Source organism: Paenibacillus sp. JJ1722, from assembly GCF_048282685.1.
In the GTDB taxonomy this organism is placed as follows: domain Bacteria; phylum Bacillota; class Bacilli; order Paenibacillales; family Paenibacillaceae; genus Paenibacillus; species Paenibacillus polymyxa_B.
On the sequence record NZ_CP182500.1, the window covers coordinates 2,864,442 to 2,884,657 of the forward strand.

Sequence of the window (20,216 nt, forward strand, 5' to 3'; positions counted from 1 at the left end):
TGGTTTGAATTATGAACTTGGTGAACCTATGACTCATGCAATTGCGCTGGCTTCTGGTGCCGCCGACTTATGAATACCAAAGACAATGCAATTACCGTAAGGATGATCCCAAGCATTTGAAATCCCTTGAAGCTAAACGTACCTCCCATTACGATAGCTATCAATAATGAAGAGATAATGGTTCCCAGATATCTGGATGTGTTAAATAATCCGGATGCTACACCGATTATTTCTTTTGGAGAACTTTGGAACAGGGCTGCTTGCATACCTACATTGTTCAAACCGTTGCTAATTCCGAATGCAGCTAAAGCCAAACACACGCTGATAACCGGTGAAGTTGGATTCAATGTCACGAGCCACACTGACCCCAATGTCATCAGAATTGCGGACACCAGCAATGCCGGTCTGGGTCCTGATTTATCGATCCATTGTCCTGCAATTGGAGAAGTAATTACCGAGCACAAGCCTAAGCTTAGCATGAGAATGCCTGTTTGGAACTCGCTGACATGACGTACCATTTGCAAGTAGGACGGAAGCCCGAAAAAGAGCGAGTAATATAGTACATTAACGAGCATGAATTCAACATTCACCCAAGTCATTGCAGGGTACTTGGCGAATGTGCGTAAAGGGATAAAGGGTGATGTCGCTTTTAACTCATGTCGTACGAATATCCCCAGCGCAACGAGACCTATCAGCCCGACAATGACATTTCCTAATGAGATATGTCCAAATGATTGTGCTGAGAGTAATCCAACGAGTAGGGTAACCAAAGCCACTGTGAAGAGCAGAATCCCTGATGCATCAATCAATTCAAACCATTTACGAAAGGACATGTTGCGTGCTAAGGATGTAGGCAGTTCATCCTTAGGAATATTCCTCCAAGCCAATACAAAGCTGGCCACCACAAACGGAATATTGATGAAAAAGATAGCAGGCCAATTCCACCAATGAATCAAGACTCCGCCAATAAAGGGGCCAATTGCTGCTGCTCCAGATAGGAATATGGACAAAACAGACAACGCAGTTGCTTGTTTTTCTGTAATATGAATTCGAACAATAGCCATTCCAACCCCAACCATCATGCTTGTTCCGATGGATTGCACAATGCGGAACACGATGAGCCACCCGAAATTTGGTGATAATGGAGCCAATAATGATGCAATGAAGGCTACAACAAGCCCGGTAAGAAATATCTTTCTACGACCGAATAAATCGCTGGCTTTTCCCATGACAGGTTGAGCGATGCTACTTGCAATGTAGAAAGAAAAAATAATCCAGGAAACACCTGTAAAGTCAAGTTGGAACACTTTTTGCAGACTTGGAATAGCAACAGAAACCATCGAAGAATTTAATGGGTTCAATAGTATCCCTAGACCAACTGAAATCATTAACCACCAGCTGCGAACGCTCATTTCTGGTCCCCCCATAGCGAATTAATGTCATCGTACTTGAAACCGATTATTTATTCCAACGCATTTGATGTTATAATCTCATTGACTTGGGGGAATGAATGGGGGATCATAATGGAACTTCTTCAACTGCAATATTTTCTGACGGTAGCTCGTTTGGAACATGTGACCGAAGCTGCACGAAGTCTGCATGTTACTCAATCGTCGCTGAGCAAAACGATTCAGCGCCTGGAGGAAGATCTGGGGGTTCCTCTATTCGATCGAACAGGGAGGAAACTGCGATTGAATGAGTTCGGAAGCAGATTCCTTCACCGTGCAGAGAGGGCTTTATTTGAATTGGAGCAGGGGAAGCAGGAGCTTAGTGATTTATCCAGCCCGGAACATGGCACTCTCGAATTGGCGGTGACCACCGCTAGCACATTACCCAATATCCTTCGAGAGTTTCGGAAAAAGCGACCCTATATTCAATTTCATGTGCAAATGCTGACTACGCAGGAAATGGTAACGCTTCTTCATAGAGGCGAGGTCGATTTTTGCTTGTCCTCACCTCCAATAGAGGGAGATGACATCGAATGCCAAATCGTGTTTATCGACCCAATCCTTGTAGCTGTTCCAAAGGGACATCGGCTGGCAGATCGAAGCAGTGTAACGTTGACAGATCTAAGGGATGAATGGTTTGTCGGTGTAAAGAGAGGCTACGGTACTCGCGATTTAGTGGACTCTATATGCAAATCGGAAGGATTTGTACCTAAATATGTGTATGAGGGGGATGAACCTGCAAGGCTTAGTACGCTTGTGGAAGCTGAAATTGGCATAGCCTTCATACCAAGCACGGCAAGAAATTCACGGGAACATCTTAAGTATCTCCAAGTAGAAAATCACGAATTGGTACGGGAGATCGCTTTATTATGGCACAGGAGTCGGTATATTTCGCGGGCTGCTCTGGAATTCCGTGAGGTAGTTGTAGAATATTTCGGAGCGATATCCAAACAGACAAATTAATCCAAAATATAAGCGAAATAAAAACATTAACAAAAGCGGTAGCGTAGGACATGTTAACCAAACGTCCTAAGCGGCCGCTTATTCTTTTATTCAACTGCATAATTTGTAATTTCGATTTGTACGCTGCCATACACACACGCCCAGCTATTGAAGGAGTTTTTGGATTGTACTAACCCATCCTTCTCAGCTGGCGAAACTGCTCCGGCGTGATGCCTGTATGCTCCCGAAATCTCTTGATAAAATAGCTGCTTTGATGAAAGCCGGTTTCCAGTGCAATCTGCTTTACAGTGAGTGCCGTAGATACAAGCAAATGTTTGGCCAGTGTTATTCGGCATTGGAGCAAATATTGAGCTGGAGTACTACCCATGATCTGATGGAAGAGTCGGCTAAAATGAAAGGAGCTATAACCTGACGTCGCAGCCATTGTCTTCAAATCGAGCATGTTTCGACAATGCATACGAATATATTCCGCCGTATGACGAATCCTCTCATGGACGGTGCCGCCGGGAGAGGTGCCGAAAATTTGGTGGGAATGATGGACGATCTCCAGAAGGACTTCATAAAGCAGGGAAGAGATCTGTACATCATAGTCGTGACGGTAAGTTTGGGCAAGTTGCAACATTTCTTCCATCAGCGGTTTTAAACGTTCTGGCCGGTGGAGCGAGAACAGATACGGTTCGTGCATGCTTCGACCTTGTAATAGCGAATCTACATCCTGCCCGTCAAAATGAATCCATCGGACATCCCAGGGATCCTCGGGTTTAGTTCGATATTGCTGCGTCGTATGCTTGCCGAAAAGAAAGCCCATGCCAGGGGTAAGCTCGATTTCCTTCCCATCATGCACAATAGCGCCTTTGCCTGCAAAAATGATATGTAAATTGTAATCTTTCAGTAATCCTGCATTCCTTCGCTCCCCATGATTGGGGAAGTTCTTGTAATGCCCTAACGATTCGGGAAACAGTATACCTTTTAGAATGGGTGAAGGAAGATAACAATCTATTTTAATCATGTATCCATCTCCTTGAGTAAGTTAGCAAAAAAGTAATTCAATTAGCAAAATCGAGTTATTCTAATCCTTTTATTCTTATATTACAATAGATACGATTATCAGAGAATCACATTTTTGTACTATCACTTCTACTGAAGGAGAATTGGAGCATGCCGAAATCCTTATCTTTAGATCGCTTCCATTTGGGAGCTTGTTATTATCCTGAGCACTGGGACGAATCGTTGTGGTCGGACGATCTCATAAGAATGAAGGAACTGGGCTTCAGCATCATTCGGATTGGAGAATTTGCTTGGTCGATCTTCGAGCCGGAGGAAGGAAAGTTCGAATTCACGCTGTTTGACCGTTTCTTGGAGCAGGCAGACGCGAACGGGATTCAAGTGATCATGGGCACACCAACAGCTACGCCACCGGCATGGCTTACTTTTAAGTATCCCGAGGTGCTGAACGTATCCATGGAAGGGGTCACGTTCCAACACGGTCAGCGTCGGCATTATAACTACAGCAGTCCCGTTTATTTGGAGCTTTGCGCACGTATTACAAGAGAGATGGCACAACATTACAAAGATCATCCGGCCATCATTGGGTGGCAAATTGATAATGAGCTGAACTGCGAGATAAACGTCTTCTATGCCGAGGCAGATCATCAGGCTTTCCGGCGCTGGCTAGAGGCAAAATACGGTACGTTGGAGCAACTCAACAAGGCCTGGGGTGCTGTATTCTGGGATCAAACTTATGACAGCTGGAAGCAGGTCCATCTAACTCGTCCGACCGTATCCGGGTCAGCGAATCCTCATCAGGCTTTGGACGAGAAGCGATTTATATCCGATAACACCATTTCGTTTGCCAAGCTACAAGTGGACATACTTCGGTCAGTAGCGCCTAATCAGTGGGTGACAACCAACGGTGTATTCGGGCATTTGGATAGCCATAAAATGACGGATCAACTGCTTGATTTTTTCTCGTACGATTCTTACCCTCAATTCAGTACCATTTATCCGGACCAAGGGGAGAAGCCATTGCTGGATCGCAAGTGGGGGCTTTCTTTAAGTAACGTCAGAGGGATGTCACCAAATTTCTGCGTGATGGAGCAGCAATCCGGTCCAGGAGGATGGGTGAACAGGATGGAGATGCCATCTCCGCGCCCGGGGCAGATGCGATTGTGGACCTACCAAAGCATTGCTCACGGGGCAGACATGATTTTGTATTTCCGCTGGAGAACGGCAACGTTTGGTACGGAAATGTACTGGCATGGAATTAATGATTATCACAATCAGCCGAATCGTCGGGTCGCAGAAGCAGGCCGCGTCGGAAAGGAGCTGCAAAAGGTTGGAGGGCGGATTCTTGGCAAACGCTATGTGGCAGAGGTTGCTCTACTTCGTGACTATGATAACGAGTGGGATGGCGAGTTGGATAAATGGTATGGTCCCTTGACAAAGCAAAGTGAGCTCGGCTGGTACAAGGCACTGCAGTATGGACATATACCTTCGGATATGGTTACAATCCGTCCGGGTATGGAATCAGAACAGCTGCGGGAACTGGCCAATTACAAGGTGCTGGTATACACGCATCCGGCGATCCTACGAGACAGTACGGCAGCTATGTTACAGAAATATGTAGAGGATGGGGGCATCCTGATCTTCGGCTGCCGCACCGGTTATAAGAACGAGTTCGGTCACTGCCGCATGCAGCCACTCCCAGGCCCTGCAGCCGCAATGAGCGGCGTCCACGTAGAGGACTTTACGATGATAAATGGGACGGCATCACCTGTATCGGTGCGATTTAAGGATCAAGCTCTTGATTTTTGGGCTCCAGGCTTCAACGATATATTGAATGTTCATGCTGATACGGTAGAAGTACTCGCAGAGTACGCATCAAGCTACTATGAAGGGAAACCGGCCTTGACCGTCAACCGTGTCGGCAAGGGACTGGTCTACTATTGGGGTGCAGCTTTTGACCTAGCATTAGCGGCTGAGCTCCTAAGACAGCTGCCGGTGACATCTCCGCTTGCGGGGTGGTGCAAAGCTCCTTCGACGGTAGAAGTCGCTATTCGTGCGGATGTACAAGAAGAGCTGGTATTTCTACTGAATTACAGCGGAGAAACGGCTCAGGTTAAACTGAGTGTTGAGACGGAGGAACTCCTTTCCGGTAGGAGGCTTACTGGTACCGTACCATTGGAACCGTATGGAGTATGGGTATTAAAGAAAGTTTAAAATGAAGAGAGCATCAGCCGCTGATCTTAATCCGAAGATCAGCGGCTTTTTATTGCATAAAGCAAAGGAATAACGTGTTGCATTTGTATACAGGGTTCCGCTCAAAAATCGCTGTCTTTCCTATGGGTTCTTGAACCAGAGAAATCGGACATGATCGGTATTTAATACAAAATTAATAATTTAATACAATATTATTGACTGTTTCAAAGCATACAAGTAAACTTATTGTAATATAATCACAGTAAATTGAGATGGGTGATGCAATGCTTGAGCTTAGTTTTGATGATCCGGACAAGCTGGTAACGGTTACGCATGCTTTATCCACCCGTTCCCGAGTTGATATTCTCCGCCTCTTGATTTCTAAAAACCTTAATATTGTAGAAATAGCGGAAGCTCTTCAACTTCCGGTGTCTACGGTAGCCAACAATATCAAGGTTCTGGAGGCTGCTAGACTGATTAATACAGAGCTGCTGCCTGCCTCTCGCGGCGCGATGAAGATGTGCAGCCGCAATTATGATGACATTCATATTGCGCTAAATCTTGAAAAAGCAGTACCCAAAGGGGATGTACAGATCTACGAAGTGGACATGCCGATCGGTCATTATAGCGATTGTGAGGTTTCACCGACGTGCGGTATGGCCAATGCAGACGGGATGATCATACGCGAGGACGAACCGGCGAGTTTTTTCCACCCGAAGCATATCGGAGCCCAGATGATATGGTTCCGCAAGGGCTATGTCGAGTATTTAATGCCGCTCGAAATACCGGCAGGAGCGCGAATAGAATCGCTTGAGCTATCGATGGAAATGTGTTCTGAAGCACCAAACTATGACAACAATTGGCCTTCTGATATTTCCTTGTGGGTTAATGGCGTGGAGATTGGCATGTGGACGTGTCCCGGTGATTTTGGAGACAGGCGCGGCAAGCTGAATCCTGCCTGGTGGTATGAGTGGTCTACCCAGTATGGGTTGCTCAAGACCTGGCGAGTAGATAAAGAGAAGACTGCGCTGGATATGGAGAAGGTTTCCTCGGTTACACTGGATCAGCTCAACCTGCAAAACAGCCACAAATTGCGTTTGCGGATCGGAATTAAGCCAGATGCGGTGCATCAAGGTGGGCTCAACCTGTTCGGAAAGCAATTTGGAGATTATGATCAGAATATCAAAATGACTGTGAATTATGTTATGGATTGAGATATTGGTGAAATGGATAGGCTTTAGTTGCAGGTGCTCTGTAGCTAAAGCCTTATTCAGTTTATTAGTTACATAAAATTAACTTGAAAGCGTTGACATTAAAAATGCATCACTATATAATCCCCTAAAGATACAATAATAGTGTAACAAATCGATTTTATTGTTTGTATTTCGAAGCGGAGGTAAAGGATGACGATCGGACCTACAGATGATAGCAATGCACTGTAAAGTCATCAGGCTAAGGTGACTAATTATATATCAAAGGATAGGTGGAAACTGTATGACTACAAACGCTTATATCAAAAATTATCCAAGGCCGCAATTTGTACGTAAAGAGTGGCTGGATTTGAATGGGGTGTGGGATTTCGCCTTCGACGACGGCAAAGTGGGTGAAAGCGAGCAATGGTATCATCATTTTCCGAAGGGAGCCAAAATCCTCGTACCTTTTACTTATGAAACCAAGGCAAGCGGGATCGGAGTCGAGACCTTCCATCCGGTGGTCTGGTACTGCAGGAGCGTGAAGGTCCCGCAGGAGGCAATAGCGAAAAGGACAATTCTACATTTTCAGGGTGTAGATTATAAAGCGAAATGCTGGGTGAACGGATTTATGGCTGGTGAGCATGAAGGAGGTTATGCTGCGTTTTCTTTCGACATCACACCCTATATCACTTACGACTCGGAGAATAGCATCGTGCTTAAAGTGGAGGATAGTCAGAGCTGCACGCAGCCCCGGGGAAAGCAGCGTTGGGTGGATCAAAACTTTGAATGCTTTTATGTACAGAGCACCGGAATCTGGAAAAGTGTGTGGATTGAATATGTGAATGAGGTAAGAATCAATGAGGTCAAGATAACACCGGATATCGACCGTCATATGATCCGCTTTGACTTTCAGCTCATGGGTATCAAGGGTAAAGATAATTTACGCCTAGAGACACGGATTACGCTGAAAGGACAGCATGTGAAAAAGGTCAGCCTATCTGCCGACAGGCCCTGGATAACGGTAGAGGTCCATGTATTTCATGAAGCCGGTGGTCCATGGAAGCAGTGCTTGTGGTCACCGGAATCGCCAAACTTGTTCGATGTAGAGTTTATTCTGTATGAGGATGAGAAAGAGTGCGACAGGGTGTATTCTTATTTTGGCATGCGGAAAATATCGATTGAAAACGGACAGGTTCTATTGAATAATGGTCCTCTTTACCAGCGGCTGATTCTGGATCAGGGCTACTGGCCGGAAACACATCTGACTCCGCCGTCTGAAGAAGCTCTTATCGAAGATATCGATAAAATAGCCGCGATGGGATATAACGGGGTTCGTAAACATATGAAGTTGGAAGACCCTCGCTTTTTATATTGGTGTGATGTGAAAGGCATGCTCGTCTGGTCGGAAATGGCGGCGACCTTTGAGTTCAATGATCAGGCGGTTAGCCGCTTTACGAAGGAATGGCTGGAAATCGTGCCGCAGCAGTACAATCATCCGAGCATCATAACTTGGGTCCCGTTCAATGAATCGTGGGGCATATCGACCATTGGACATGATGTAAGGCAGCAGCAGTTCACGCAAACCATCTATCATCTGACGAAGACGATTGATCCGTATCGTCCGGTGATTACCAATGACGGATGGGAGCATACAGTCTCGGATATTTTAACCCTTCATGATTATGTGGAGACGGGCGAAGAGTTTTTGGAGCGATATCAGGACAAGGAAAGCATTGTAAACAACAGCATCTCCTTTAACAATTGGAAATATGCCTTTGCAGAAGGATATGCCTACCGGGGACAACCAATTATCATAAGCGAATTCGGCGGCATTGCCTTCCAGACGGACATGGGCTGGGGATACGGAAACCAGGTGAATTCAGTCGAAGCTTTTATCGAACGTTTCCGTGCAGTCACCGGAGCAATTAAAGCGACCTCCTATCTCTCGGGCTATTGCTATACACAGGTAACCGATGTACAGCAGGAAGTCAACGGATTGTTGACGGAAGACCGAAAACCGAAGGTTCCGCTTGAAGTGATTCGGGAGATAAATCTGGCTTGAAGCGATAATTAAGATAATAGAATTTCTAGAACGGCTGCATGCTGATGTCCAGTCATTGCTGCATTCACCTGTCGTACAAGGTTTTTGTTACACACAGCTGACGGACGTGGAACAGGGAATCAACGTTCTGCTGACGCACGATAGACACCCGAAGATGCCGACCGAACAAATCAGAGCCATTATGGAAGGCCGCCTTTCCTCTTCGGTTGGAGAATAAGAGGAAGTATATGAATACGGCATCTTCAGCATTTAGAGCTAAATAAACAAAGTGTCACTGCTGTTAACCATAGAGTTTAACTTGGGATAGCAGTGTTGGAAAACAGGACAATTTTTCGCATACAGGATTTTTAGTAGAACACTGGATTTAATTATTTTGGTTTTTTGTTCCCCACTCACACAATCCTTCCAAAACAGGTAATAGCGTTTCTGCTTTATCTGTGAGACTGTACTCGACTTTAGGGGGGACTTGAGGATATTCTTTTCGATTCACCAGACCATCCGCTTCCAATTCTTTTAGTTGTGAACTCAATGTTTTATAAGTAATAGCCCCTATTTGTCTTTTCAGATCATTAAAGCGAACTGTTCGGTTTTCGGCTAGGAGATAAATAATAACCATTTTCCATTTACCACCAATCAATGAAACTGTATAACCAAAAGGTGTATCTTGAATATTTTTAACTTTACCTTTAAATTCAGCCATACTCATGTTTACACTATCCTTTCGGGTAGTACCTATCAAAATAGTGCGTACTACGTTTTTATTTGTGTTCAGTTTATACTAACCTTACTTTTGAAGTAAAGGAGAGAAAAACATGACTAAAAAAACAATACGCCTGTTAATGCCACAATGGCAAGGGGGAAACAATCCTAATTACTCTTTTGGAGCCGAACTGCTTGCTTGGCTAGCTCCGGATAATGAACAACCTCTTATTCATGTTCCAGTTCAAGCTTATAAGGGTACTCCGCTTGAAAACGAAAACGGTATGAATGGGAGAAAACAGCTACTTGAACAGTTAGAGGCTGCTCAGCATATCATTGATGCTCATAAGCCAGATCGCATTGTAATGTTTGGCGGTGACTGCTTAGTGGAACAAGCTCCATTTGCCTATTTGAACGAACGATACGGTGGGAAATTAGGTTTAATTTGGATCGATGCTCACAGTGATTTAGTTAGATATGTAGGCTATGATAACGGACATACATTACCGCTCGGAAATCTTTTGGGAGAAGGAGATGAGGAGTTCGCAAAACATGTGAAAATCCCACTAAAACCTGAAAATGTCTTTATCGCGGGATTAGCGGCTCCTACAGAACAAGAATCAGAAGTCATTTCAGAAGCGTTTCAAAGACTAGATATAGCTCCTGTAGAATCAGACACAGAAATGATTCAAAGACTAGGAATTAAAACTGCAGGAACCAAAGAGTTAACGAATAGTACTGAATCTATAAGAGAGTGGATTAAAGAAAGTGGCATTAAGCACCTAGCTATTCACCTTGATTTAGATGTGCTTGACCCAAAAGCATTTCGTTCTTTATTATTCGCCAACCCTGAAGCACCTTATAATTTTTCTCCTGCGGGAACAATGCAAATGCCTCAGCTACTTAATCTGATTAAAGAACTATCTGAAGAAACAGATGTAGTTGGATTAGGTATAACGGAGCATATGCCGTGGGATTCTATTAACTTAAAGAATCTGCTTGGAGAGATACCTATTTTAATATCTTAGGATAATCGTTTATTATTTTTATATTATCTTTCTTAAAAGGACAATCAAGGAGAAGTGGTCGTACGATTTCAGGAAAGATAGGGCGATTGAATATAAAATATAAATTAAAATGAGGGAGTTGACCTGTAGGGGTATGGTCTTTTTATCAGTTTGTCTGTTTGTACTCCGCTTATACTTTTCGGAAGCTACACATTAGGCGAATATCCCTATAATAATGGATTCTTAAAACTAAAATTACAGGAGCGTCTTAGTATGTCAAAATACGTTGAAATCGGTTACCCAATATATGAAGGAATGCCTGTTTATCCAGGATTGCCAGAAGTGAAGTTAGAGCCTAGAGAGCGTTTGGACAAAGGGGATGCCTGGAATGGAAGTGTGTTAAGTATGTATCTTCATGTCGGCACCCATGTCGATGCACCGTGGCATCATTTAAATAACGGTAAGGGAATAGATGCTGTTCCGATTGAAGAATTCATCTATCGAAATGCTTCAGGAATATGAAGAGCTGCATGAAGCGGATATTCTCATCTTTAATACAAGCTATTGGAAACACCGAGATACGGATTTTGAGAAATACGCTAATAATTTCCCAGCCGTCTCTCCCAAAGCAGCGGAATTCATCCGTAAAAATTTGCCGAACTGCAAAGCTGTGGCCATTGATACCATGAGCATTGAAAATCTGGAAGAAGCCAAAAGAAACGGCTATTTTGTTCACCATGCCTTCTTAGACCATGAAAAATATGAAGAGCCGACAATGCTCATTTACGAAGACATAAACCCTGCACCATTAATTGGTAAAAAGATATTATCTGCTTTCACAGCACCACTTCGCATTAAAAATCACGATGCATCTATGGTTAACATCATTGTTGAAGTTGAAGAATAAAAGCTAACGAGGAACAATAGGTTTATCGAACACAGGTGCAGACTTCAGCACTGCAAGGAGAGACAACAACATATACGCATAAGAAGTCGCCATTTTGGCGGCTTTTTTGTTTTAGCGAAAATCTACGCTAAGCCTTCAGATGTAATCAACTTATTTTGATAGACGTTGGTTAGCCGCTATTTATTTCTTTTGATTTTTATAACATGGCGTGTCAAATGTGCGGGCATAAAGTCTTCTATATAGCACATAATAACAATAATTTGAAAAGAATATTTTCATAAGAATGAAAAGGAAAATATTACTTTAAGCATATTCTTATCTCTAACATTCTTTGTGAAGTTGAATGATAGTTGTTATAAGAACTATTTTTTACTCTTTTAGAACTATTTTAATCTATTCATTTGAGGTCGATATAATTGAGGTGCTTTTATTCGTAAAAATCAAATTTTTATAAGGAGTTGGTATCAACTCGCTAGAATGAAAAATAATGTAGCTTGCAATCAGAAGTGTCATAGGGAGAAATATCACAGTGAAATCAATTAAATGAATACGATGGTAAAAATCGACCAGTCGTTCCTTTAGAGAAGAGGTGGTACATAAGAATATTGGGGATTCTGTTAATCGCTTCGACTTTCTCACAGACAGCATCTGCACATACGGTGAATCCTAATGGACAAGCCACAACCAAGGAAGTGATGAACTGGCTCGCTAATCTGTCATCGGAAAATCGCGTAGTGTCAGGAGCATTCGGCGGGTACACAAATGCGTCATTTTCTATGACCGAAGCTAATCGAATTGAAAATGCAACAGGACAGTCCCCTGCCGTGTATGGCTGTGATTATTCAAGAGGATGGATGGAGACTTCTAATATTGCCGATTCGATCGATTATAGTTGTAACACCGATTCAATCTCTCATTGGAAGAACGGAGGTATACCTCAGATCAGTATGCATCTGGCTAACCCTGCGTTTAACTCTGGAAATTATAAAACCCCAATCTCAAACAGTCAGTATGAAAGAATCCTAGACTCATCAACTGAAGAGGGCCAGCGATTAGACGCTATGTTAAGCAAAATTGCCGATGGCCTTCAGCAGTTAGAAGATGAAGGTGTTCCTGTTCTTTTCAGACCTCTTCACGAAATGAATGGAGAATGGTTCTGGTGGGGACTCACCGACTATAACCAAGAGGATAGCGAACGTATCACTTTATATCAACAGCTTTATAAAAAAGTCTATCATTATATGACCGATACAAGAGGATTGGACAACCTGATATGGGTATACGCACCAGACGCCAACCGAAACTTTAAGACAGACTTTTACCCTGGATCTTCATATGTTGATATTGTTGGATTAGACGCTTATTTCTCAGATCCTTATTCGATTCAAGGATATGACGAGTTAACAGCTCTTGATAAGCCTTTTGCTTTCACAGAAGTCGGTCCGCAGGCAACCAATGGTAGTATGGATTATTCTTTATTTATCAATGCCATCAAAGAAAAATATCCGAAAACCATTTATTTCTTAGCTTGGGATGAGGGATGGAGCCCCGCAGCTAATAAAGGTGCCTACAATCTTTATAATGATGGTTGGACACTGAATAAGGGGGAAATGTGGGAAGGCAGTTCACTTGCATCATTTGCTGAATAATTGATCATTAGTTCATTAAACAGGACTATGAAGAATACAAGTTCTTCATAGTCTCTTAAAAAACATGTCCTTTAGGGAGTTACAATAACAGCTAATGTATGAACATGATAATATTTTTTATATCACTTACATAACTATTTCTCGGAAACTAGCGGTTCAGCCGATAAGTAGCCTTCTTACACACCTTCCAATCTTTCGGGCGCATCACCGATATTTCTAATTATTTGTGTTGTATTATATGTACTAAATCCTCTTTTCGGAAGGCAAAGGCCGATTTCTAGTATGTTAAGGAGAAATCGGCTGTTTTTTAAAAATTGTTCCCAGTGCAGCGCTTGAGTAGCGCCGTCTGCTCAATTAATGCAATCTCCAGCAAACCCAGAATACATGAAGCCATGCTCCCAGCTATTCCTTTGAAACGGTTTGGAACCCCTGAATTATTACAAAAATCCAACGAATTTAGTTTTATGAATGAACAGAGCTGAGAAATGACAACTTAAGAAAGTAGTATACATCACAATTTCCAAAGGAGGATATCTGTTATGGCTCACCAGAAGAAAAGGAAAGAAGCAGCCTGGAAGTCACGAAAGCAAGAACAGCATCCCCATGGTAAAGTCAAATCGCTCAAGGAGCTGTCCAGCGAATAGGAGTGAGGAGTATACTGCTTGGAAGAAGGACTGTCGGTGAAATTCACCGGCAGCCTTCTTTTTGCAATAATTTCGCTTACATAAAGAATTCCCTTAATGCTGCAACTGGATTTACTAACAACCATCTAGCTATTGCTTGTAAGCTTTTCAGATTGCGGACCTCATTAGGATGAAAACACCGATACAGCGTTCTACCATAGAGAGTATCTTCTTAAATTCGTTTTTCTGAAGGTTGTCAGTTCCGGCTAAAAATTGAAGCATCTCCTGTCCAGGAGATGCTTCTTCTACGTTATGATTGGGTAGTCTGAGATAAGCTGATTTATCAGGATACGATTGAATTCAGGAGACCCTGCTTCACCTGATCCGACAGTGGCATAAGTGGCAGACGCAATTGCTCGGCGGCAATAATCTCTTTCTGGGTAAGCCACCACTTGATCGCGGCCGGGGCTGGCTCTGCAAATACATGCTGGATCACCGGTTCCAGTAGCATGAAACTGTCTCGCGACCCGTTCATGTCGCCAGCCACAAAACGTTGGTATATATCCACATACTCCTGGATATTGAGATGAGCGGATGCAAGCATACCACCGGCAGCTCCCTGGCATAGCATGGCATGGAAATAGGCATCCTCTCCGCAGAGGACAGGCTTGGTCTCGTACTGGGTCAATTTTAAAAGCAGATCAAGACCGCCCGTGCTGTCCTTGAGCCCAATTACGCCATCCAGGTCCAGCACTTTGCGTATTGTATCTATTGTCATGCGACTGCCCGTGCGAACAGGAATCTCATATACAAGCACAGGCAGGCCTACACGAGATACGACACGGAAATGCTCCAAGATTCCTTCCTGCGTCGGCCGGTTGTAATACGGAGTGACCACCATGGCTGCATCCGCTCCTAATTCAGCCGCCATTTCCGTCCGATGCACCGTTGAATAAGTATCGTTCGTTCCCGTGCCAATGACGATCGGAATGGTTTTGTTCATGCTCTTCAGAACATCCTGCGTCACCTGTACCATTTGCTTCACTTCATCCCAGGATACGGTTGGCGACTCTCCTGTCGTACCGTTAACGACCAGACCCTGGATGTCATGGCCTGCAAGATAGGTAACATACTTCCGGTACGAATCGATGTCCAACTTATAGTCACGTGTAAAAGGTGTAATCAGCGGTATGAAAATCCCACGAATATGTTGTTCGTTCATCATCATCAGTTATCCCTTCCCGTTGAATTAAATCTAATGTAACATAGGAGACAGCATCAGAGTTATCTATAATAAACGATGATTCTAATCAAAATTTCCGATGGGGTGGCCAGATTGGATTTCATTTATCTTCAAACATTTCGGGAAGTTGCCATTCGTGAAAGCTTTACAAGAGCAGCAGAAGTGCTCGGTTACGCACAATCCAGCGTCACGACCCAGATTCAAAAGCTGGAGAAAACGTATCAAGTCAAATTGTTCGAGCGCTACAGCAACAACAAGATTCGTCTTACCTCCGCCGGGGAAGAGCTATTCAAGCTTGCCGGACAAATGCTGGAGCTTTTTGAGCAATCGAAAGAAAAATTGGCTAAGCAGGGCGGGGGCTCCATGACGATCGGTACTATGGATTCCATCGCTTCGTATTTTCTGCCGCCGTATATGCAGGCGACTCGCAAAGAATACCCTGATCTGAACATACGATTGCATACGGATCGCGAAGAGATGATTTTGCACCAGGTCAGGGAAGGGGAGGCCGATGTCGGGCTGATCCTCGCGGACGATTCAAGCAATCCAGCCTTGCAGTGGATTACGATTCGAGAAGAACCGCTTGTGCTGATTGTCCATCCAAACCATCCGCTTATCGCTAAAGAGCGAATCAGCCTGGATGATCTGGTAGATGCGGAGTGGATTATGCCCGAGCATACGTGCAACTACAGACAACTGTTGGAGAGAGTGCTTCGAGCAAATGGAATCACCTATCGCGTGAGCCTGGAGCTGGGTAATCCCGAAGCGATCAAACGGAGCATCAAAACTGGAGAGGGTATATCCATTCTACCTCTAATGGCTGCGCTGGAGGAGATTGAACGGGAAGAGCTAAAGGTGTTACCCTTTGAGCATGCCGAGCTCAAGCTGGAAATTCAGCTTGTTCTTCATCCCAAGAAGTGGGTGTCCAATGCATTGAGCTTTTTTATGGAGAGCATGAGAATGTAGATTTACCTCCACATCAAAATTAATATACAGTACGAGCGCTTCCTAGTGGATACCAGAAGCGCTCACAGTTTAACGTGCCGAAGAGGATGAGAACTTAGAATGAAAAGAGAAAGCAAAGTTTATTCAAATCATCCACGTATTTTTTTGAAAAATAAGCAATCCATATTTGCATTCAAAACTTGACAGCAAGTAATTTTTTCACTAAATTAAATGCATGCGCATGTTTTTTAATTTGGTAATGTGCTAAAACCATTCGGTTACTTAATATTTAATTAGAACAAGATGTCAATGCAGAAGTTCAGTCATTGGTGAATTTCACCATAGACCATTTGGGCCGTGCAGATACATTAATTAATTGCGCAGGCTGCTGCGGAGAATATCACCTATGGCAGTATCCCTCGTGAGGATGTAGCCCGTGCCATTGTGGCAGCTTTAGATGAGAAGAACACATACAAGCGAGCTTTTGATCTGATTACTGGTGACGATTCAGTTGTTGATGCATTGCAAAAAATCTGAAGATGAGGACCAACGAGTAAATGGCGTATTTTACTTTGAAGTTTTGAAATCATACCTAAAGTTGACAAATGAAACAAACATGTTAATATATATGCTTGTGCATGCATTTGATTGATGTATTCATAATATAACTCAGAGAGGAGTCTTTCTCACATGAAAGATTTATTTAGTCCCTATACAATTAAAGGTTTGGAATTGAAAAATCGCGTAGTTATGCCTCCAATGTGCCAATATTCGGTTGACAAAAAGGATGGGATCGCCACAGATTGGCATTATATACACTACGTTAGCCGAGCGGTAGGCGGAGCTGGTTTTATCATGATTGAAATGACAGATGTAGAGCCGGATGGTCGTATCTCCGATTTTGATCTTGGTTTATGGTCAGATGAGCAGATTCCTGCTCTCAAACGGATTGTAGATGCTTGTCACAGCTACGGTGCCAAAGTGGGAATCCAGATCGCGCATGCCGGACGCAAGGCGGAAGATGCTGAAGTTCCTGTAGCGCCATCTGCCATTGCATTTGATGAAAATTCAAAACAACCTCGCGCGCTTACAACAGAAGAGGTTAAAGGACTAGTTGAGAAATTTCGTGCTGCTGTAGCTCGCGCTGTCAAGGCTGGATTCGACACCATTGAAATTCATGGTGCACATGGCTATTTGATTCATCAATTTCATTCGCCGCTTACGAACAAACGGGAAGATAGATACGGTAAAGACCTTACCCTTTTTGGTCGGGAGATCATTCAGGCAGCGAAGGGCGAGATGCCGGAAGATATGCCGCTCTTGATGCGTATTTCTGCCAAAGAATACGTAGAAGGTGGATATGGTATTAAGGAAAGCATTGCTTTTGCCAAGGAATATCAAAAGGCAGGAGTAGATATGTTTGATATTTCATCTGGCGGTGAGGGACCTATAGCTGCATGGGGCAGACCAGGAACTCACGCAGCGTATCAAGTCCCCTTGGCAAAAGAAATCAAAGAAGCTCTGGATATTCCGGTGATGGCCGTTGGAAGACTAGAAGATCCAATTTTGGCGAATGCAGTTATCGGAAATGAAGAGGCCGATCTGGTTGCTGTGGGTAGAGGGATGTTGAGAAATCCTTATTGGTCACTGGAAGCCGCATCAAAATTGAAAAAAGAAACTGCATTCCCTACACAGTATACTACAGGGTTCTAAGACCGACTGTATGCATTATTGGTTGATCCTGCTTGGGTCAGCAAAATTCGGGACGGAAGATTGGACGATTTAATTTTGTAGAACTAAAAAATAGTGCTGAAAAATCGATTAGGTGTTGCACCTATGACACGCACGAGTGCTTCTCCAGAAGGCTTTGCAACGGATCAAATGGCACAATACTATGCTTCATTTGCACATGGCGGATTTGGTTTGATTATTGTTGAGGGAACCTATACAGATGAGCTGTTTAGTCAGTGTTACTTCAACCAGCCCGGGATGGCCACTGACGAACAGGCTAAATCGTGGGAAAAGGTGGTGGAAGCTGTTCATAAGGCTGGCGGAGCAATTATTGTTCAGTTAGAACACGCGGGTGCTTTATCTCAAGGTAACCGATTCGAATCAAATATATTGGCTCCATCAGCAGTGCAACCACAAGGAGAGCAACTTGCGTTTTATGGCGGTGAAGGAGCTTTTTCGATGCCTGTGGAAGCAACGAAGAAAGATATTGAAAACGTAATTCAGGGATTTGTGAATGCTGCTGTTCGTGCCAAATCAGCTGGATTTGACGGCGTAGAAATTCACGGTGCAAATGGTTATTTACTGGATGAGTTTCTTACGGACTATACAAACCAGGGAACGGATGAATACGGAGGTTCCCTCAGCAATCGTGTTCGTTTATTGGTTGAGGTATCGAGTGCAGTTCGGCAAGCCGTAGGAGAAAACTTTATAGTTGGGATTCGAATCTCCCAAGGGAAAGTAAATGATTATGAGCATAAGTGGGCTGGTAAAGAAGAAGAGGCAAAAGTGATTTTCCAACAGTTAGGACAGTCGGGGCTTGATTAAATCCATGTCACGGAATATGAGGCTTGGCAACCAGCCTTTCCAGACAGTAGTAGACAATCTCTTGCTGAGCTTGCCAAGAAGTATGGAAACATTACAGTGATGGCTAATGGACACCTGGAAGATCCATCTAAAGCAAGTCAGATGGTCGAAAATTGTACAGCCGATATTATTACTTTGGGCAAAGGAGCTCTTGCTAATCATAATTGGCCTGTCAAAGTTAAAAATGATGAACTGCTAGCTATATTTGACCAGGAAAAGATTTTAAGACCGAATGCCACGATAAAGGACTTTGAATTGGTCGATTAAGAAAAAAGTACGTCCTTTAGACCTTCTGTAAAGTACTCTATCAAGGTACTCTACAAAAGGTCTAATTGAATGAACTCTGCGATCACGGAGAGCATGGAAGATGGAAGAAGGTTTGCAATTGTGGAGGGAGAAGTGCGTAAGATTGCCGAATATGCCCCGAAAGTTACGTTAGCTGGTTGTTGTGACTGATACGTTTCCTGATATGATAAACAACGAGCAGGATTAACGGGAAAGCGATGGCATGGGTGAAATCCCAATCTACCCAGTAGGCGGGGATCTCCTTGACGTAGAAAATAATATTTTTTGCAATCAGATGCGACAGTCCGTAAATCAGAAATGCCACTGGAAAGATCAATGGCCGATAGGATTTTAGCTTTAGTAGCTGAGCTGTCCCCAAAACAAATGCGTAAAAGAAAAGCGCTGTTTTGAAATAGGTGCTAATGATCCACGTGGTGGCCATTAAAGCCTCAATCCGCTGCAAAAAATTAGCAATGTTGATTCTCTGGGCAAGAATATAGGCAGCGTAAAATTCGTGTTCTGAGAAATATGCCCCGAGTACTGTTAGGGAGAGAAACAAAATGAGGTTGAGTCCAACAGCTCCGATCAACAAAGAAATGAATATATTGCGGCTCGTATTGCTTTGTTTTTGGACATAGGGATACACCATGAAGAACACGCACATTTCTCCAAAGGGATAAAATACACCGAACATAATGGTGTGCAGCATGTCAGGAAACGATGTATTCAAAATAGGATGGATACGCTCCATCTTGACATCGGGGAACAGGAGAACGATTAGGCAAATCAGAAAAAACGCAAAGAAAGGAAAAAAAATCTGGGCTGCTCTGCCCAGCGTTTCAAGACCCAGCCGCAAGCCATACACCAACAGAAAAATCGCCATGAAGCGAATGACCCCGCCGGGTGTCCCTTCGTAAATCTGTGTGCACATGAAATCTTCGATTTCTCTGATATAGGTGGAGGCTGCAATCAGGAAAAAGAATAAATAACTCAACGCTACAGCTCCACCCACCCATTTTCCTAATACTTGTAATGAAAGCTCAATAATCGTTTTAGTTGGATCAATATTTGATGTAGATATCATCAGCTTTACGCATGCAAGTCCTAGCGGAATACTAATCAAGGCGGCAATCCACGCATCCTCGTGGGCTCCGGTTGCCATTGCTGCAGGATACACAAGTGCCATTTCCCCGATTAGCGAGAAAAGTCCAAGTAACATCATTTGAGCCGTACTGATCCGGTCTTTTTCAAGATTCATGAGATTCCTCCAAATCTGCTGCAAACTGCCCCTCAAGTTTTCTTTTGTCATTTCCTTTAGTATGTGATTTTATAACATAATTATTAATTGATAGTCGAAAAGGAATGTTAAGGGGATAATTATCAAGTTCTTCTGTCATAC

The 20,216-nt window shown here is 43.5% G+C and carries 18 protein-coding genes and 1 pseudogene; 14 read left to right on the forward strand and 5 right to left on the reverse strand.

The window, feature by feature from the left end:
• Positions 1-26: 26 nt before the first annotated feature.
• Positions 27-1,412, reverse strand: a complete 1,386-nt coding sequence (locus ACM1ND_RS12640; protein WP_418027855.1) for an MFS transporter — start codon at positions 1,410-1,412, stop codon at positions 27-29.
• A 111-nt stretch (positions 1,413-1,523) separates the two neighbouring features.
• On the opposite strand from ACM1ND_RS12640, the gene ACM1ND_RS12645 reads away from it, so the two are divergent.
• The gene (locus ACM1ND_RS12645; protein ID WP_068938427.1) at positions 1,524-2,411 is read left to right on the forward strand and encodes a LysR family transcriptional regulator; all 888 of its coding nucleotides are present in this window, start codon (positions 1,524-1,526) and stop codon (positions 2,409-2,411) included.
• Between the two features lie 169 nt (positions 2,412-2,580).
• Here ACM1ND_RS12645 and ACM1ND_RS12650 read toward each other — a convergent pair whose 3' ends face one another.
• Positions 2,581-3,420 (reverse strand): AraC family transcriptional regulator, encoded by an 840-nt coding sequence (locus ACM1ND_RS12650; protein WP_023988596.1) that lies wholly within the window; start codon positions 3,418-3,420, stop codon positions 2,581-2,583.
• Positions 3,421-3,569: 149 nt separating this feature from the next.
• Between ACM1ND_RS12650 and ACM1ND_RS12655 the strand changes: the two genes are divergently transcribed.
• The 4 genes and pseudogenes from ACM1ND_RS12655 to ACM1ND_RS12670 all read left to right on the forward strand — a co-directional run.
• A complete protein-coding gene (locus ACM1ND_RS12655; RefSeq protein WP_068938426.1) occupies positions 3,570-5,630 on the forward strand; it encodes a beta-galactosidase in 2,061 nt (686 codons plus the stop codon).
• 263 nt (positions 5,631-5,893) lie between these two features.
• On the forward strand, positions 5,894-6,823 hold the full coding sequence (locus ACM1ND_RS12660) for an ArsR/SmtB family transcription factor (protein WP_023988598.1): 930 nt from the start codon (positions 5,894-5,896) through the stop codon (positions 6,821-6,823).
• A 280-nt stretch (positions 6,824-7,103) separates the two neighbouring features.
• Positions 7,104-8,864 carry a glycoside hydrolase family 2 protein gene (locus tag ACM1ND_RS12665; RefSeq protein WP_068938425.1) on the forward strand — a complete coding sequence of 587 codons (1,761 nt, stop codon included), beginning with the start codon at positions 7,104-7,106 and terminating at the stop codon, positions 8,862-8,864.
• 19 nt (positions 8,865-8,883) lie between these two features.
• Positions 8,884-9,081: pseudogene (locus ACM1ND_RS12670) on the forward strand (hypothetical protein); the annotation flags it as partial.
• Between the two features lie 147 nt (positions 9,082-9,228).
• On the opposite strand, the gene ACM1ND_RS12675 reads toward ACM1ND_RS12670, so the two are convergent.
• Positions 9,229-9,570 carry a winged helix-turn-helix transcriptional regulator gene (locus ACM1ND_RS12675; RefSeq protein WP_013310350.1) on the reverse strand — a complete coding sequence of 114 codons (342 nt, stop codon included), beginning with the start codon at positions 9,568-9,570 and terminating at the stop codon, positions 9,229-9,231.
• A 106-nt stretch (positions 9,571-9,676) separates the two neighbouring features.
• Between ACM1ND_RS12675 and ACM1ND_RS12680 the strand changes: the two genes are divergently transcribed.
• From ACM1ND_RS12680 to ACM1ND_RS12700, 5 genes are all read left to right on the forward strand, one after another.
• Positions 9,677-10,591 carry an arginase family protein gene (locus ACM1ND_RS12680; protein ID WP_023988600.1) on the forward strand — a complete coding sequence of 305 codons (915 nt, stop codon included), beginning with the start codon at positions 9,677-9,679 and terminating at the stop codon, positions 10,589-10,591.
• A gap of 252 nt (positions 10,592-10,843) precedes the next feature.
• Positions 10,844-11,092 carry a cyclase family protein gene (locus tag ACM1ND_RS12685; protein WP_023988601.1) on the forward strand — a complete coding sequence of 83 codons (249 nt, stop codon included), beginning with the start codon at positions 10,844-10,846 and terminating at the stop codon, positions 11,090-11,092.
• A complete protein-coding gene (locus ACM1ND_RS12690; protein WP_250637742.1) occupies positions 11,055-11,477 on the forward strand; it encodes a cyclase family protein in 423 nt (140 codons plus the stop codon). The genes ACM1ND_RS12685 and ACM1ND_RS12690 overlap by 38 nt, the downstream gene beginning before the upstream one ends.
• Before the next feature lie 596 nt (positions 11,478-12,073).
• Complete coding sequence (locus ACM1ND_RS12695; protein ID WP_028541288.1) at positions 12,074-13,126, forward strand: glycosyl hydrolase; 1,053 nt, start codon at positions 12,074-12,076, stop codon at positions 13,124-13,126.
• Positions 13,127-13,665: 539 nt separating this feature from the next.
• A complete protein-coding gene (locus tag ACM1ND_RS12700; RefSeq protein WP_023988604.1) occupies positions 13,666-13,770 on the forward strand; it encodes a DUF6254 family protein in 105 nt (34 codons plus the stop codon).
• Between the two features lie 322 nt (positions 13,771-14,092).
• Here the strand turns inward: ACM1ND_RS12700 and dapA are convergent, their stop codons facing one another.
• The gene (dapA, locus tag ACM1ND_RS12705; RefSeq protein WP_028541287.1) at positions 14,093-14,974 is read right to left on the reverse strand and encodes a 4-hydroxy-tetrahydrodipicolinate synthase; all 882 of its coding nucleotides are present in this window, start codon (positions 14,972-14,974) and stop codon (positions 14,093-14,095) included.
• Positions 14,975-15,076: 102 nt separating this feature from the next.
• Here dapA and ACM1ND_RS12710 point away from each other — a divergent pair, with 102 nt between their 5' ends.
• From ACM1ND_RS12710 to ACM1ND_RS12725, 4 genes are all read left to right on the forward strand, one after another.
• Positions 15,077-15,958, forward strand: coding sequence for a LysR family transcriptional regulator (locus ACM1ND_RS12710; RefSeq protein ID WP_371263076.1), 882 nt, complete (start codon positions 15,077-15,079; stop codon positions 15,956-15,958).
• 669 nt (positions 15,959-16,627) lie between these two features.
• On the forward strand, positions 16,628-17,650 hold the full coding sequence (locus tag ACM1ND_RS12715; RefSeq protein ID WP_023988607.1) for an NADH:flavin oxidoreductase/NADH oxidase: 1,023 nt from the start codon (positions 16,628-16,630) through the stop codon (positions 17,648-17,650).
• 93 nt (positions 17,651-17,743) lie between these two features.
• A complete protein-coding gene (locus tag ACM1ND_RS12720; protein WP_310165309.1) occupies positions 17,744-18,493 on the forward strand; it encodes an NADH:flavin oxidoreductase in 750 nt (249 codons plus the stop codon).
• 99 nt (positions 18,494-18,592) lie between these two features.
• Positions 18,593-18,799 (forward strand): xenobiotic reductase b, encoded by a 207-nt coding sequence (locus tag ACM1ND_RS12725; protein ID WP_310165312.1) that lies wholly within the window; start codon positions 18,593-18,595, stop codon positions 18,797-18,799.
• Between the two features lie 163 nt (positions 18,800-18,962).
• Here ACM1ND_RS12725 and ACM1ND_RS12730 read toward each other — a convergent pair whose 3' ends face one another.
• Positions 18,963-20,075 (reverse strand): GerAB/ArcD/ProY family transporter, encoded by a 1,113-nt coding sequence (locus tag ACM1ND_RS12730; RefSeq protein ID WP_023988609.1) that lies wholly within the window; start codon positions 20,073-20,075, stop codon positions 18,963-18,965.
• Positions 20,076-20,216 lie beyond the last annotated feature (141 nt).

Coding starts and splice junctions, on each gene's coding strand:
- ACM1ND_RS12675 (WP_013310350.1), bottom strand. CDS start 9,570: ATGAGTATGGCTGAATTTAAAGGTAAAGTTAAAAATATTCAAGATACA.
- ACM1ND_RS12660 (WP_023988598.1), top strand. CDS start 5,894: ATGCTTGAGCTTAGTTTTGATGATCCGGACAAGCTGGTAACGGTTACG.
- ACM1ND_RS12655 (WP_068938426.1), top strand. CDS start 3,570: ATGCCGAAATCCTTATCTTTAGATCGCTTCCATTTGGGAGCTTGTTAT.
- ACM1ND_RS12730 (WP_023988609.1), bottom strand. CDS start 20,075: ATGAATCTTGAAAAAGACCGGATCAGTACGGCTCAAATGATGTTACTT.
- ACM1ND_RS12715 (WP_023988607.1), top strand. CDS start 16,628: ATGAAAGATTTATTTAGTCCCTATACAATTAAAGGTTTGGAATTGAAA.
- ACM1ND_RS12700 (WP_023988604.1), top strand. CDS start 13,666: ATGGCTCACCAGAAGAAAAGGAAAGAAGCAGCCTGGAAGTCACGAAAG.
- ACM1ND_RS12680 (WP_023988600.1), top strand. CDS start 9,677: ATGACTAAAAAAACAATACGCCTGTTAATGCCACAATGGCAAGGGGGA.
- ACM1ND_RS12645 (WP_068938427.1), top strand. CDS start 1,524: ATGGAACTTCTTCAACTGCAATATTTTCTGACGGTAGCTCGTTTGGAA.
- ACM1ND_RS12650 (WP_023988596.1), bottom strand. CDS start 3,420: ATGATTAAAATAGATTGTTATCTTCCTTCACCCATTCTAAAAGGTATA.
- ACM1ND_RS12640 (WP_418027855.1), bottom strand. CDS start 1,412: ATGAGCGTTCGCAGCTGGTGGTTAATGATTTCAGTTGGTCTAGGGATA.
- ACM1ND_RS12685 (WP_023988601.1), top strand. CDS start 10,844: ATGTCAAAATACGTTGAAATCGGTTACCCAATATATGAAGGAATGCCT.
- ACM1ND_RS12725 (WP_310165312.1), top strand. CDS start 18,593: ATGGCTAATGGACACCTGGAAGATCCATCTAAAGCAAGTCAGATGGTC.
- ACM1ND_RS12665 (WP_068938425.1), top strand. CDS start 7,104: ATGACTACAAACGCTTATATCAAAAATTATCCAAGGCCGCAATTTGTA.
- dapA (WP_028541287.1), bottom strand. CDS start 14,974: ATGATGAACGAACAACATATTCGTGGGATTTTCATACCGCTGATTACA.